Raw genomic sequence first — 13,246 nt, forward strand, 5'->3', positions numbered from 1 at the left:
TTTTGGATTTTGAAGCAAACGCGGGTTTAGGAAAAATTAGTAGAGGTTTCTTGGCCATATTTCAGTTCATACTTGGATGCAAGCTGGCTTAGGGATTCGTCAACGATTTTCTTAACATTTACATCGGGAAGCGACAATATATACTTCCGCTGGATATCCAATACGAACTCTTCAATTTCTGCAAAACTCAAACCTTCAAGTTTTGCGGCGATAGTCTTATGTGGGTGTTGTAATGTATATTTAACCTGAGATTCAAATCTCTTTAGCCAGTTTTCAATCATTGTCCTATCAGGTTTGGACAGTTCCAATCTAATCTGAAATCTCCGCCACACAGCCCTATCAAGTAATTCCGGGTGGTTTGTTGCCGCCACCACGACAACGTAGCTCGGCAGTCGATCTATCTGTAATAACAAAGAACTGACAACCCTTTTGATTTCTCCAGTTTCGTGAATATCCCCTCTTTCTTTTCCTATCGCATCAAATTCATCAAAAAACAACACGCACTCTTGGGTTCTTATGAAATCAAACATTGCTTTTAGCCTTGAGGCAGTCTCGCCCAGATAACTGCCTATGATACCATCATATCGAATTACATAAAAAGGCACCATAAGAGACTGACTAATGGCTTCAGCGAGGGAAGTTTTGCCGTTACCCGGTTCTCCTGCGAGCATAATTCTATTTCGTGGTTCTAAGTTATACGACCTTAGTAAATCACTTCTATGATGCTCCTGAATTAGTTCATTGATTATCGTCCGATTTTCACGGGATAAGACAATGTCTTCTAACGACTTTTTAGGATAAATCCTGAACAGAAAATTTTCCAGTTTGTCATCGAGCGGCGATCTTTTTACTTCAGCATTATGGGACAAAGAGTTTCTATTACTCCTTAATATATCTTCCAATTGATTGGCAACGACATGGTGTTGTTTAGCTTTTTCTTCGGCAATGAGAGACTCAACCACTTTTGTAAAAAGTGCTTTATCACCGTTGGAGCCAGCTTTGACTAATTTAACTAAAAGATCTGCCCGTGCCATAATAACAAATATAGAAAGAAAGCACCATAATTTGGGATATTATTATAAAATCACTTGCGAAAAGTGTCATCAAATGTCTTCCAAAGGCACTTTTGCGCCGCAAGGCGCCGCCCGGAATTTTCGGGGCAGTAAATCAAATATCGACAGGGCAAAAAATGCCCTGCCAATATCTTAGAGCCGTCAGTTTAACGCCAAATCGCCATGTACGGCAAACTCTCCGCACAGGTTAAACGCTGTCTGTGAACGTTGAAAACCTGTTCCGAACATGATGGAATTTAGCTTGCTTTCTTCATTCCTGTAACTGCGCACATTCTGAAAATACCCGGTTACGGCATTGTAAGCACCGTACAAAGTGCCTTTGGTGGTAACTTCCTGCTGGGTGTCGCTCGTAAAATGGTAATCCATGACCGAAGAAACGATATTGTTAAACGTGGTCGATAGCTGTTCATCCTTTCCGCTCCGTACCTGCTGTAAAATTTCCTTGTTCGGAGACATTGCCATCTGTACCAACCTTTTGACGTTTTCATCCGTAATGCGGATTTTCGCCCAATGGTTAAACACGTCTTCCAATTCGCCCGCCAGCATATCGGAAATACCCAAAAGTTTGTGCGCCTGTTTCAGTTTCTCATGCGCACTGGCGGTATGGCGTATCTTGATACTGTTTACCGCACCTTTTAGGGCTGCGTTTAGGGTATTGTTGCAACAAATCCGAATAGGTGTAAACGCTGCCGTTATACTGCTGTAACCGTCATGCGAAGCGGTCAGAAAAAGATAGTTTTCTATCAGGTCATTTCTGCCCACCCTTATATGGTCAGGCAGTTTAGCCGTAATAAAAATGCGTTCCCCTCTGCCCAATGCCCCTGCCGTTTCGTACAAAATGCCGTCCTTTCCCCCGACAATGCTGTCAAAGAAACCGAACGCATCCACATTCTGCACAACTTCGTAATCCGTTCCCACAATCCCCAAAACTTCTTCCGTATCTGTCCGAACGGTCGCAAAGAAACCGGGTACGGATAATTTCGCCCTTTTTAGCTTCTCTCCGTTGAAATCCCAATCTTCGGAAATGTATTGGTTTTCGTTGTCATAGGTAAAAAGATTGCGTTTTTCCACATGATAATCCAACCCTGCGTATTGTATCGCTTCCGAACTCGTGGGGTAATCCGCTATGATTGTCCCCAATCCGTGCCATGCTTTTTCCTTGACAGACATAAACGCATGCCTGCCCGTACTGCCGTTATAATTAATGTTGTGTGCCATTGTTTTTGATTTTAGACTGTTGTAAACTCCTGTTTTTTTGTATTCCCCTGTGTTCGCATACAAAGGCGGTCAATTGCCTTTGGTACTCGGTGGGGTTTTCCTCGCGAAATGTTTCACCGTAGCCCTCCCAATACAATTGGTCGAGATATTCCAAAAATGCCTGTTCCATGTGCTGAAAAATTTTAATGAACGGAATAAATGCCCCTGCCTGTTCGTGACAGGGGCATTGCTGAATTATGAGGGGATAATAATTTCGCCCTCGATTTCGGCTAACCTGTCAAGGCAAAGCCCATTGATGTACTCGGCTACCTTTTGGATGATGTACGGATTTTTGGTTACAAATTTCCTGCGGTCATCGTCCTCAATAGTCAGTTCACAGCGTTGGTAGGGGTTGCTGTCGGTTTCCTCCGCATCGTCCAACTGCGCTACCTCGAACGCTTCCAGCGTATCAATGGTGTTAAGCAGCTTATCACGTTGGATTTTACGGCGGTGCAGTTCCTCAACCAGTTTCAGGGTGCTTTCAAGGTTAAGGATTGTTTTTTCTTTTACCTGTTCCTTTACCTCCGCTTTGGTAGGTTCCGCTTTAGGTTCTACCGTTCCTGCGGTGGGTACTGTCTCCTGTGCTTTGGGCTGTTCTGCCTGTACAGGAACTTCCGCTTTTTTGGCTTCGTCCTTTGCCTTGCCGTCAAATTCCTTGCTAAGGGGCAGACCGTTTACCTTTTTTGCTGTGCTTCCGCTTTCTGCTTTGGTGTTCGCTGTTACGTTCGTATTTCCTGTTTTTGCGGTATTTTTACCGTTTCCGATTACTGTCGTTTTCATGATATTTCTATTAAAAAAAATGATTAAAAATGTGTTCTATGACCTGCCCGATATGGGCAGGGGGTGCAAAATCGCTGTGCATCCTGCGGACTGTCCGCTATGCTGTGCATGGTGTCTGTGGGTGGGCTTCTGCCTTTGGGTGCTTCCATAATGCTGTTTCTTTTGAAAGTCCGTCGGCAGGGCCTCCGGGCTTTTTGATAGGCACCCGCACCTAAACCAATCCCAGAGCAGGGCAAGGCTTTTTGAAAAAAAATACTACCCCGCAGGGGATGGAGATTTTTTTTCAAAAACCAGCGACGAAGGAGCCGTCTTGACCAGATCGGGGATTGTTGAGAAATTTGCTACCAAAAAGTACTGGGGGAGCTTTTTAAACAGGCTTGGCAAACCGTTGAAAGGATTATAAAGTGGCAATCAGCATAGGCGGCCGAGGAACGAGGCTGCTTATGCCCAGTGCAGGGAAGCTGTTGAACGAGGAACGAGGCAACGGCTGCACCTGCTGCGATAATCCGGGGTGTCGAACTTTTCGGGTTAGCTGACAGCATAATCTGTAGCAGCATAAAAAAGGGCCTGAACAAAAGTCCAGACCCTTATAAAAACGGTAAAACAAACCTACTTACTGTTTTTCCTTTCGGTTACGTCTTTCCTGATTTCGGTAGCGAGTACCTTTAATTCCTGTAAACCCTTGCGCAAACGTGTCCCTGCGGCATTGTTTGCCCTGTTATAGAATTTTTCGGCATCCGATTCGATTGAGGCTACCAGTTCCTTTACTTTTTGAAAGTTTTCCATGATGTTATTTTTTTTAGTGGTATGGAAGCTGCCTGCGGCGGTTTCCATGATGTTTAATTTTTTTAGCGGAATGAATTTATGCATTATTTGATTTATCGCCCAAAAAATCCTGTTCAGATACTTATGCCCTGGCTTTCTGCCAGTTCCTTTTCTTTGCCCTTGTTTTTGGCCAAAAGCTGTTCATGGGCTTTCGGGGTCATAAACTGTTCCCTTTTTTCCGGTCTGCCGTTCTCGGCATGGAAGTTCAGTTCACCGTAACGGGGAGCGGCCACAACCCTCATCTTTACTTCTTCTCCATTTTTAACAACGGTCACAAATGGACGGTTGCCGTTACGGATGGTCTCTTCCAGTTTTTCCCGCTTGCCGGGGTCTGCGAGTTCTTTGATGTGGTACCTGTCCAGTGTTTTTTGCAGGTCAAAGCCGTAGGAAGGGTCATGGTACTGCTTGGTCTTGTAATTATTGAAGCGGTCTTTGGGGCTTTTGAAGTCCAGTTCGAGCCATGCCTTGTAGGTCTGGCCGCCCAGGTTGAGCATGTCGTCCCGGTGAACGGCCCTGCCCTGCAACATATTAGCGGACTGTTCGGCGGTAAACCCCTTTCCTTTTTCTACATAGACCGTCTGTGTCACCGCAGGGGTATAAAAGACCTTGCTGAAATCTTTGGACACAAAGTTCACCTTGTCGTTCTCCATTGTGGCCAGCGTGGTCTTAAAGGCCAGTTCCTTTTTATCTATTTTGCCTACGGCCAGTTCGCTGCTGCCTTTCTGCTCCTTGAAATAGGCAATGGCCTCATGCGGTGTATCAAACCTTCGCATCATCTGCTTATCCTTTTCGCCGGGTGAGATTACCAGGTACTGGTGTCCCTCGGCCAGCGGCTTGGCATTATTGAGGGTGATGTTGTATTTATTGAAGTAATAATAGTCCGACTGTGCAGACTGCCGGAAATGGAGCAGCATATCTACCTGCCCTTTGTCGCCGGGCTGCTGGTGACGGAGCTGAAACTCCGACAGGTTTTTTTCCATGTGTTTTTCCATTTCCTCGATCACCTTTTTTGGAAAGCGAAGCTCCTTGAGTTCGTTTTTCAGATCGTCTAAATTGTTTTTGTTCATAGCTTTTATCGTTTTTAATACTAAATCGGGGTTATTTACAGCTATCCCCCTTGATGCCTGCTCCAGTTCTTTCAGGTTAAAGATCATGTCTCCGATGGGAACGGCCTGATGCCAGTTGAATAGCTGCTGGTATTCCCGCTCGAAATCGAAGGCTTCCTCCTCATCCGGAAAGCAATGCAGGTCATACCTGGTGTTGATCGGGTTATCGGTATCATAGACTACCCATTCATGGCCTTTGGCAGCCTGCTGCTCCAGATATTCCCGTAATTCCCCGGCCATTTCCGGTTTACCTACCAATTGTGACATGGCTTTTTATTTTTAATATTATCATATACCAACGCTCAGGGGCTGATCCTGTGCCCGGTGGTTTTCCTGTACCTTGTGCAGCTTTACTTCAGAGCGGATAGCAGCGGCTTTTCCCTCTTTGACCTCCTTTAAAAGTTCTGAAAGCGCTACCGGTCTTTTGCCGGCATCCAGCACACTTACCGAACGGTCCGCAGGATTGGCATGCAGATAATACCGGCCTTTGTCCGGCACTTCCATTGCAATGAGTTTTCCTGCTTCCAAATCCCTGATGATCTTATCCCTACCCAGTCCATCCACGCCCAGGCCACTGGCAACAGCCATGATTTCCTTTTTTAGGTCATAGCCGTAACCGGCATGAAATTCTATGAGTTTCGACCCGTTTTCCCTGAAATCCAGCTGCACCCATTTCTGTGCAATGCTGCCGTTCGCTGTCCGGTAGCTTTTGCTGACCGGCCGGCCTTCCAGTAAATTTGCGGCTTCAATCGCTGTTACCTTGCCTTCTGCCGGAAAGGTGTAGCTGCACTGCATGGAGCCGTCTCTGTACAGACCGGCCTGATATTCGGTAAAACGGTAATGCCCTGTCCGGTCACGTTCCAGCTTCAGGATAATATCCATAGTTCCCTTGTCCGCAAGCTGCGTGGTCATGGGGATGCTGATCTGTGCCCGTTCGTAGTCCAGGTAATTGTCCAGCTTTCCGGTGAAGGAAGCGAAACCCGATGTTTTAAGCTGTGTGGTAAGCTGCTCCATATTTTCCGCTTTCTGCCTTTCAAACATTTTCAGGTGGGCGGGTCTGTCATGGAGCAGTACTTTCAGGCGGTGCAGGGTACGGATAACCGGATTGGGATAAAGCTGTTTTTCCAGTCTGGCGGTCACCGAACGGATCACGTGTAGGTAAAGCTGTTCCTTTTCCGATGGGTTCACCGATAAGCGGTACAGCCCCTGACGCAGAAAATCATATTTCAGCTTCCCGATCATACTGTTGCTTTCGCTGCCCAGTCCGGCAAGGCTTTCCAGCCTCTTCTGCTTTTCCTCCCAGTTTTTCCAGAGCTGTTCGGCTCTGTTCACGTCCTGCCTCATAATTACCGGGTTTTAAGCTGGTTATTGCGCAGGAGTACTGCTGTACCCGCTTCCAGTTTCACTTTGACTTTCCTGATCTTTTTGCTGAACAGGTTTTTGGCAGCATCAATCCCTGCCCCGGCTACCTGCGTGGCGATGCTCTGGTCGATACCATATAGGCCGATACTGCGCACCGCATCATCGGCGCCCATACCCGCCGCGTCTGCCAGTTCCGCTTCGGGCGCATTGATGCCCACCATGCCATCGGGCGAATAGACGGTCAGGTCAACCGGAATGATCGAGGTGCCCAGGCGGATATTTTTGATATCCAGCAGCAGGCGCTGGTTGGTGATGCGGCAGGAGCCGGTGATCTCATGACCTTTGGGAATAAGATGCCCATTGAGGGTCACGGTGTCCAGCAGTCGCAGTCTGATACTTGCCCCCTGTACCGCCTTCTGCTTTTTAACAATCTGGGCAGGTATTGCCCGGAACTGGCTGTCGGCTTCGGCTACCGGCTGTTTTGCCCTTTGCAGCTGCATTAGCTCGGGGTTCTGGATGGCCAGTATCTTGTCCATCATATCATTGAGCTGTGTCATTTCGGGGTCTTCGCCCTTTTCTTCCTGCATGGTGCGCATGAGCTTTTCCAGCCTGTCCACGTCACTGCCGATACCGTTGTTTGTTGCATGGGATTGTAATTGCGGCCTGTAAACTTCAGACGGTGCGGAAACGGGCCTGTTGATCTCGGCACCGATCTGTGCCAGTTTTTCATTGATACGCTGCTCATTCGGGTCCGGCTGGCCAGCTGAAGTAAATCCCTGCTCGGTAACCGAAACGGGCAGGCTGTCGGGCTTACCGGCCTGCTCACGCCTGACCTGTTCGTACAGGCTCAATTTGTCCAGCGGGTCTTCGTTCTTAAAAGCCGCATCCGGCAGGCTGGTATTGATGCCCTGTTTAACTTGCTGATCCTGTGCATTGGAGCTGCCCTTGCCACCGCCCAGCGCATAAAAGGCCAGCGCCAGAAATGGCAGGATGAGTACCGGCAGTGCCAGCAGCAGTTTTTTGGTGTTTTTTTCTTTTGTTTCCATTGTATTTTTATGATTAATGAGTAATTGAACCGATAAGCAGCCAGAGGTTGGCAGCAGCAAACAGCAGGCAGAATACGATCAGCAGCAGCAGTTTCCTCCTACAGGTTAAATGCCTTGTCCTGCTGTTCAGGTAGGCGGCCAATCGTGATTGGGTACCGATAATGCGCCCTGCGATCCGGCCTGCCAGTTCTTCCCGTTTGGGGTTAACGTCCGCTTTGTTTTTCCTGAATAATTTCATCGTTGCAAGGTTTTAGGGTCTGTATCCTGATTGGAAAGCACTTCCCAGCCCTGTACCAGAAAGCCGTGGGGATTGTTGTCCGTCTGCGCCTTCAGATCCCTGACCTGTCCCTGTGTGACGAGCTTCCGGGTAGCCGTACTGCTTGCCCGTACCAGCTTTTGGGTGGCGTAACAGGTAAAGGTGTAGGGATATTGGTCGATGTCCAGTCGGACGCTGTCCACCTCGATATCCTGTGATACGTTGGCGGAGATCAGGTTGTTGTAATAGCCGGATTCCCGTAGGTTGTCATACTGTTTTTTGGCCGATTCGTCCGCTAAATACAGGGCTTTGGATATGTTCGCCTGTATCGCCCTGTCATCCGGGCTGAGCGTAAAAAAATACTGGTGGAAGGTCTTGATATGGTCGCGGAGCTGGACGGGCAGGTTGCTTTTCCTGTCCGAAGCGATGGCTTCCAGTACCTTGCCGTTGTACAGGATATGTATGCGGTTCTGCGCCCTGTCAACAATGTCATAGCTTTTATAGATGCAGAAGCCCATCGTCAGCACATTGGCCAGTATCAGGAAGATACTGAACGTTTTAATGTGCCTGAAGGCGGTGTCTATATTTTTGAACTGTGTGAACATATTTTTTGGTTTTATATCGTTTTATAGATGACCAGCATGGAAGGAAAAGGGGCTTGCCATTGGGCTCCGACAAACCGGATACGTCCCCTGATGAACCTGATTTCCTGTGCTGTTTTATAGATGTATTTATGGAAATAGGCAGTACAGGTACGGGCAGGGATAAGCATGACCACCAGCGTACCGGACTTACTGCCTTCCTTCTGGCATTTTATAACCCATTCCACCAGTTGCCTTCCGTAAGGCGGATTGCAGAATACCCGCTCGCCCTGCCAGTCCTGTATCAATCCATTCTCTTTTGGCGTATAATATTTCGCACATTTGGCGGTTTCGGGTACGCAGCAAGGGTCAAGCGTGAAATGGAACTCATCGTCCAGTTCTTTAAAGAAGCAGTACGGTGTTTCCCAATCAAGGCGCTTAGAGCTAAATAGACTTTGGTTTAACATGATGCTGTTTGTTTTAAATATTACTTACCGGACAGTTTGTTGTGCTGGTGCTGTGAGCCGCCGGACTTATCGGGGAAGTAATCCTTGCTGCCGGCACCGGAAAAGCCCTGTGTAAGGGTACGGTAGCCGTCTCCCAGCATGTCGGCCTGCATTCCCCTTGATTTTGTATCGGCCTGCGACACCATCGAGGTGGTATTGCTCACGATGCTGTTGACACGTTCCAGTATGGTATTGCCGCCTCCGGCGTGTACCACGTAGTTGGCGACATTCGGTACGGAAAAGTAGCCCACGATACCGATGACCAGGAATATAAGGTATGCCGTATCACTGGAGCTGAAGAAGGTGTCGCCCTGCTCACCGATCTGTGAAATATCGAGTTTGAGCATATTCTCCTGTATTTTTCCCAATATGCTTCCGAATATATTGGCAATGGGCAGCCATAAAAAGATGTTGACGTAGCGGGCAAGCCAGACGGTGAGCGTATGCTGGAAACCGTCGAACACGGCAAAGCCGAATACGAGCGGCCCCAATATGGCCAGTACTATTAAAAAGAATGTCCGGATAGTGTTGATGCACAGTGCAGCCGAAGCATACAGTACCTCCAGTACCTGGCTGAGCCATTGCTTGATGGAATTGCGGAAGTTGTAGGACTGTTTTTCGGCCCAGAACTTCATATCGTTGCCGATGCCCTCGAAAAAACCTTCGTCCCGGCCTTCGGGATCTTTGGGGTGCGTATATTTGTACCAGGCCTGCCGGTCGCCGCTACCGTCCTCGCCGACGTACATCTGCCACTGTTTGGAATTTTTCACGGCTTCTTCCTTTTGTTTGAGCAGAACGGCAATGGCTTTATTGCTGTCACTGACCATTGCGCCGGTTGCCGAAACCGTCGGCTGCAATACGCCGTTCATCAGGGCGATGACCGCAGGAAAGGCGATAATGGCAAGGCCCAACGCAAAGGGGCGCAATAAGGGATAGAAGTCCACCGGTTGGGCGGATGCAATCTGCCGCCATACCCGGCTGGCTATATACCAGAGGGCGGCAAACCCCGCTATGCCTCGTGCCACGCCGATGAGCTTGGAGCAGAGGGGCAGCATCTGGCTGTACACCTTGTCCAGTTCGGCCTGCATACCGCTAATTTCACTCGCTATGCCCTGGGCATGGGTAAGTCCGGGAAGCAGGACGAGCAAGAGCAGACCGGCAAAAAGGCTGTATTTTTTTATGGTTTGTTTCATGGCTGATAAATCTTTTGAAGGTTCTGTATCTCGTTTTTTTCTTTCAGCCTTTGCAGATGCAGGATGCTGGCCTGGCTGTTGAAGCTGCGCAGGAAAACAAGCTTGTCCTGTGTATCGGCAAAAATGCGGTCGATGGCCTGCAACCGCTCGTCATCGCTCATCCTGAGCTGCGAAGCGGTAATGACGGTCAGCAGGTTATCCAGATTGTTTACGCTCTGCTCGAATAGCTGGCCGTACACCTTTCCCAGATAATCCAGTTCACCGGCATTAAAGGTGCCTGACGCTTTGAAGCGGTCAAAGGCACTTTTGTACTCACTTACTATATCCTTCTGACAGGCGATAATGCCCGCCACCCTGTGGTATTTTCTGACCTCGGGGCTGACCAGCATCAGCCCGTCAATAAAGGTTTCGTGTAAACTGAAATTGCCCTGCGAAATGTTCTTTACCGCATTATATCCGGTACTGACGATCTGGCACCCCTTTTTCATATCCTCCAGTATGTTCTTTAGCTGGCTGAGTTTTTCCACGTTCAGCAGCAGTTGCATGACCTCCTGTGTCTGTGCGTCCGCTTTCGGCGGAAAGCACAGAACGAAAAGCAAAAAGCCTATAACGGGTATTTTTTTATTGATTTTCAGTGTTTTCATAGAGCCTCCTGATATGGTTAATGGATTGCTGTTCTCGTGATTTCTGTGCGGCCAGTGCCTGCACCTGACCGGTAAAATGTTGGGTAAATGCCGATTTGTCCCGCATGGCGTCATATACCCTGTCCAGCCGTTTAATGCGCTCGTCCTCGGTCATCTCCACTTTACCGGAAGTGATGACCAAAAGCAGTTCCTCCAGGTCTGTGACACATTCGTCCAGTACGTTTGCCCTGACCGATGCAATGTACCGCTGGTTATCGGCGGATAAGAAGCTGTTGCCCTTCATGCCGTTAAGACTTTTGCTGATGGCCAGTTGCAGGGCAATGATTTCCGCTACCTTGCTGTTGTTGCGGATGACCGGGCTGACCGCTTTGAGTGAACCAAAGAAAGCGCTGTGCAGGCCAAATTCCCCATTTTTGATGTCTTTTACGGTATTGATGCCGCTGCCCACGATGTCATAGCCTTTTTTGGCATAGCCTATATAAAGCTGCAAGGCTGCAATCTGTGTGAGCAGGTATTCTTTCTGCTTTTTCTTCTGGCTGAAAAACTCGGCAAAGGTCTGCGCCTGTACGCCTGCTGCGGCAGCGGATGCCAGAGCGGTCAACAGGGCGTAGGCCAGCAAACGCCTGGCTTTTGTCCTGATCTGTCCGGCCTTTCGGTTTGCTTTATTCATTGATCCCATAGATTTCTTTTAAAGTGGCTGTTTCGTCCAGTGAGCTTGACCGCTGGATGCTTAACTGGATATTCTGCGCATTGAACCGCTTCAGGTCGGAATAATTTTCATCCATCCGGTCTGCGGCGGCATTGATGATCTCCAGCCGCTGGGCATCGGACATCTGCGTTTTGAAGCTGTTCACTACCAAAAGGATCTGGTCCAAATTTTTGATGCTGGCATCCAGTATGCCCGAATACACCGTTTCCATGTATTGCAGTTCCTCCGGTTTGAAATGCTTGTCCTTATTGAACAGCCCCCATGCCCATTTATACTCGTCCACGATGGCTACCTGCTTTTCGGTCAGGTCTTTGATGCGCCGGTAATAGGCAATGGCGGACTTGATCTTCCAGAGTTCCTCGTAATATTCGCTGTAAAGCTGTTTCTGCTTTTCCGTCCAGTCGGCTATTTCTGTTAGTTTGAGCTTGGAAAGCTGGTTTTCCAGTACCTTCTGCGCATTTTGCAGCCATATCGTTTCGTTCTGCAACCGCTGTACCTTCAGGTCAACGGCCTTGATGACTTTTTTAACGCCTGCCTTGATGACTTCCAGTACGGCAATCTGTGCGTTTGCCCCGGTGGGCAGGGCGACAAACAGCGTCATGGCACTCATGGGCAGGACGACCATGTACTTTTTCATAGTATTTTTAATTTGTTTTTTAATGGATATGAAGAACCCTGACGGGGTTTTCATATATCTTTTGATTGCACCGATGTAAGGGATTATCTTCGATGAGCTCGCAAGCTCGGTTACATCGATCGTTTTGTGATTATCCATATTGTGGTGATTTAATTGATCTTGTTATACTCCCTTGTACCGACCCGCAGGCTGTTGCTGCTGGGGTAAAACGTAATGCTTTTTCCCAACCGGGTTTCGGTCAGGGATCTGGTGGCCTCATCGTAGATTGCCTGCCACTTTTCGGTTTCATATTCTCGCTTTCCCTTTTTGCCGTCCCTGATGATATTGAAGCCTGTTTTCCGGTCAATGACGTAGTTGTTGCTTTCTGCGGGTTCGATGACCAGTGTATCATCTGCCACGCTGTACTCACCACCGGCACTGTTTACATAGGTACCGGGAATAAACTGCCTTGTCTTGTCGGTGGTGCAGGCGGTCATCCATAGGACGGCCACCGCGAAGATTGTTGCATGTTGTGTTGTCATTTCCATTTGTTTATGTTATGTTTTAAAAATTCCGTAACTTTATAGCATGAATACGTTAACGATACAGGTGCCGGAAAAGCTCGAAAAGGAGCGTGAGGAAACCGTCAGGTTCCTTGCGGCCAAGCTGTACGAAGCGGGTAAACTGACTTTGCGCCAGGCTGCTGAAATGGCCGGCATGAAAAAGTGGGATTTTGCGGAAACCCTTATCCGGTACGGCATACATTTCCTTGACCAGGGTGCTGCTGAAGACCTTGAAGCCTTTAGAAAATCCCATGCGCAATAAGATTGTCATCACGGATGCCAGCTGCTTTATCACGCTGGATAAAATAGACGGCCTGCAACTGCTGCATGCGTTGTACAGCGAGGTTATCACCACTCCGGAAATTGCGGCCGAATACGGCAAAAGGCTTCCCGACTGGGTGCATGTACTGCCCGTTCAGAACCGTGAGCTCCTTTATGACTATGCCGAAACCGTCGACATCGGCGAAGCCAGCGCAATGGCTCTTGCTGCGGAGATAAAGGCCGATCTGCTTATTCTCGATGATGCACAGGGGCGGAAATTTGCCCATCAGCTGGAACTGAACATTACCGGAACGGTGGGCGTGATCCTTGAGGCCAAGCGCACCGGTGTTATTCCTGCTGTCAGGACCTATCTGGACCGTATCCGCCAGACTAATTTCAGGCTCTCCGAATGGCTGTTCGTCCAGATCATAAAGGATGCCGGCGAATAACCATCGCTTTTCTGTCCTG

General features: G+C 48.5%; 17 protein-coding genes. 2 read left to right on the forward strand and 15 right to left on the reverse strand.

Translation table 11 applies throughout. The features are described 5' to 3' along the window. Positions 1-26: 26 nt before the first annotated feature. The 15 genes from ABD676_RS01165 to ABD676_RS01235 form a co-directional block, all read right to left on the reverse strand. Positions 27-1,034 (reverse strand): AAA family ATPase, encoded by a 1,008-nt coding sequence (locus ABD676_RS01165; RefSeq protein ID WP_344672841.1) that lies wholly within the window; start codon positions 1,032-1,034, stop codon positions 27-29. A 180-nt stretch (positions 1,035-1,214) separates the two neighbouring features. Continuing rightward, positions 1,215-2,291, reverse strand: coding sequence for a DUF932 domain-containing protein (locus tag ABD676_RS01170; protein ID WP_344672842.1), 1,077 nt, complete (start codon positions 2,289-2,291; stop codon positions 1,215-1,217). Between the two features lie 234 nt (positions 2,292-2,525). Beyond that, positions 2,526-3,110: a hypothetical protein gene (locus ABD676_RS01175; RefSeq protein ID WP_344672843.1), complete on the reverse strand. Its 585-nt coding sequence runs from the start codon at positions 3,108-3,110 to the stop codon at positions 2,526-2,528. 609 nt (positions 3,111-3,719) lie between these two features. Beyond that, positions 3,720-3,944 carry a histone H1 gene (locus ABD676_RS01180; protein ID WP_425565260.1) on the reverse strand — a complete coding sequence of 75 codons (225 nt, stop codon included), beginning with the start codon at positions 3,942-3,944 and terminating at the stop codon, positions 3,720-3,722. A 65-nt stretch (positions 3,945-4,009) separates the two neighbouring features. After that, complete coding sequence (locus ABD676_RS01185) at positions 4,010-5,308, reverse strand: hypothetical protein (RefSeq protein ID WP_344672844.1); 1,299 nt, start codon at positions 5,306-5,308, stop codon at positions 4,010-4,012. A 21-nt stretch (positions 5,309-5,329) separates the two neighbouring features. After that, positions 5,330-6,385 (reverse strand): hypothetical protein, encoded by a 1,056-nt coding sequence (locus ABD676_RS01190; protein ID WP_344672845.1) that lies wholly within the window; start codon positions 6,383-6,385, stop codon positions 5,330-5,332. Between the two features lie 2 nt (positions 6,386-6,387). Further along, complete coding sequence (gene traM, locus ABD676_RS01195; protein ID WP_344672846.1) at positions 6,388-7,449, reverse strand: conjugative transposon protein TraM; 1,062 nt, start codon at positions 7,447-7,449, stop codon at positions 6,388-6,390. A gap of 13 nt (positions 7,450-7,462) precedes the next feature. After that, positions 7,463-7,687, reverse strand: a complete 225-nt coding sequence (locus tag ABD676_RS01200) for a hypothetical protein (protein WP_344672847.1) — start codon at positions 7,685-7,687, stop codon at positions 7,463-7,465. Further along, positions 7,684-8,310, reverse strand: coding sequence for a conjugative transposon protein TraK (traK, locus tag ABD676_RS01205; RefSeq protein ID WP_344672848.1), 627 nt, complete (start codon positions 8,308-8,310; stop codon positions 7,684-7,686). Before traK ends, ABD676_RS01200 begins: the two co-directional genes overlap by 4 nt. An 11-nt stretch (positions 8,311-8,321) precedes the next feature. Further along, entirely contained in the window at positions 8,322-8,753 is a 432-nt protein-coding gene (locus tag ABD676_RS01210) for a DNA N-6-adenine-methyltransferase (RefSeq protein WP_344672849.1), read from the reverse strand. Positions 8,754-8,773: 20 nt separating this feature from the next. Continuing rightward, positions 8,774-9,985, reverse strand: a complete 1,212-nt coding sequence (traJ, locus tag ABD676_RS01215) for a conjugative transposon protein TraJ (RefSeq protein WP_344672850.1) — start codon at positions 9,983-9,985, stop codon at positions 8,774-8,776. Further along, a complete protein-coding gene (locus tag ABD676_RS01220; protein WP_344672851.1) occupies positions 9,982-10,629 on the reverse strand; it encodes a TerB family tellurite resistance protein in 648 nt (215 codons plus the stop codon). The genes traJ and ABD676_RS01220 overlap by 4 nt, the downstream gene beginning before the upstream one ends. Next, complete coding sequence (locus ABD676_RS01225; protein ID WP_344672852.1) at positions 10,607-11,299, reverse strand: hypothetical protein; 693 nt, start codon at positions 11,297-11,299, stop codon at positions 10,607-10,609. The genes ABD676_RS01220 and ABD676_RS01225 overlap by 23 nt, the downstream gene beginning before the upstream one ends. Further along, positions 11,292-11,975 carry a conjugal transfer protein TraI gene (locus ABD676_RS01230; protein ID WP_344672853.1) on the reverse strand — a complete coding sequence of 228 codons (684 nt, stop codon included), beginning with the start codon at positions 11,973-11,975 and terminating at the stop codon, positions 11,292-11,294. The genes ABD676_RS01225 and ABD676_RS01230 overlap by 8 nt, the downstream gene beginning before the upstream one ends. Positions 11,976-12,124: 149 nt before the next feature. Then, positions 12,125-12,502, reverse strand: a complete 378-nt coding sequence (locus ABD676_RS01235) for a hypothetical protein (RefSeq protein ID WP_344672854.1) — start codon at positions 12,500-12,502, stop codon at positions 12,125-12,127. Positions 12,503-12,542: 40 nt separating this feature from the next. Here ABD676_RS01235 and ABD676_RS01240 point away from each other — a divergent pair, with 40 nt between their 5' ends. Then, positions 12,543-12,779 (forward strand): UPF0175 family protein, encoded by a 237-nt coding sequence (locus ABD676_RS01240; protein WP_344672855.1) that lies wholly within the window; start codon positions 12,543-12,545, stop codon positions 12,777-12,779. Next, entirely contained in the window at positions 12,769-13,227 is a 459-nt protein-coding gene (locus tag ABD676_RS01245) for a PIN domain-containing protein (RefSeq protein WP_344672856.1), read from the forward strand. Before ABD676_RS01240 ends, ABD676_RS01245 begins: the two co-directional genes overlap by 11 nt. Positions 13,228-13,246: the final 19 nt, after the last annotated feature.

This window comes from Sphingobacterium kyonggiense (genome assembly GCF_039536825.1).
Classification (GTDB): domain Bacteria; phylum Bacteroidota; class Bacteroidia; order Sphingobacteriales; family Sphingobacteriaceae; genus Sphingobacterium; species Sphingobacterium kyonggiense.

Bases quoted from the DNA above. Each gene is read 5' to 3' on its own strand.
- ABD676_RS01165 (WP_344672841.1), bottom strand. From the start codon at position 1,034: ATGGCACGGGCAGATCTTTTAGTTAAATTAGTCAAAGCTGGCTCCAAC.
- ABD676_RS01170 (WP_344672842.1), bottom strand. From the start codon at position 2,291: ATGGCACACAACATTAATTATAACGGCAGTACGGGCAGGCATGCGTTT.
- ABD676_RS01175 (WP_344672843.1), bottom strand. From the start codon at position 3,110: ATGAAAACGACAGTAATCGGAAACGGTAAAAATACCGCAAAAACAGGA.
- ABD676_RS01180 (WP_425565260.1), bottom strand. From the start codon at position 3,944: ATGGAAACCGCCGCAGGCAGCTTCCATACCACTAAAAAAAATAACATC.
- ABD676_RS01185 (WP_344672844.1), bottom strand. From the start codon at position 5,308: ATGTCACAATTGGTAGGTAAACCGGAAATGGCCGGGGAATTACGGGAA.
- ABD676_RS01190 (WP_344672845.1), bottom strand. From the start codon at position 6,385: ATGAGGCAGGACGTGAACAGAGCCGAACAGCTCTGGAAAAACTGGGAG.
- traM (WP_344672846.1), bottom strand. From the start codon at position 7,449: ATGGAAACAAAAGAAAAAAACACCAAAAAACTGCTGCTGGCACTGCCG.
- ABD676_RS01200 (WP_344672847.1), bottom strand. From the start codon at position 7,687: ATGAAATTATTCAGGAAAAACAAAGCGGACGTTAACCCCAAACGGGAA.
- traK (WP_344672848.1), bottom strand. From the start codon at position 8,310: ATGTTCACACAGTTCAAAAATATAGACACCGCCTTCAGGCACATTAAA.
- ABD676_RS01210 (WP_344672849.1), bottom strand. From the start codon at position 8,753: ATGTTAAACCAAAGTCTATTTAGCTCTAAGCGCCTTGATTGGGAAACA.
- traJ (WP_344672850.1), bottom strand. From the start codon at position 9,985: ATGAAACAAACCATAAAAAAATACAGCCTTTTTGCCGGTCTGCTCTTG.
- ABD676_RS01220 (WP_344672851.1), bottom strand. From the start codon at position 10,629: ATGAAAACACTGAAAATCAATAAAAAAATACCCGTTATAGGCTTTTTG.
- ABD676_RS01225 (WP_344672852.1), bottom strand. From the start codon at position 11,299: ATGAATAAAGCAAACCGAAAGGCCGGACAGATCAGGACAAAAGCCAGG.
- ABD676_RS01230 (WP_344672853.1), bottom strand. From the start codon at position 11,975: ATGAAAAAGTACATGGTCGTCCTGCCCATGAGTGCCATGACGCTGTTT.
- ABD676_RS01235 (WP_344672854.1), bottom strand. From the start codon at position 12,502: ATGGAAATGACAACACAACATGCAACAATCTTCGCGGTGGCCGTCCTA.
- ABD676_RS01240 (WP_344672855.1), top strand. From the start codon at position 12,543: ATGAATACGTTAACGATACAGGTGCCGGAAAAGCTCGAAAAGGAGCGT.
- ABD676_RS01245 (WP_344672856.1), top strand. From the start codon at position 12,769: ATGCGCAATAAGATTGTCATCACGGATGCCAGCTGCTTTATCACGCTG.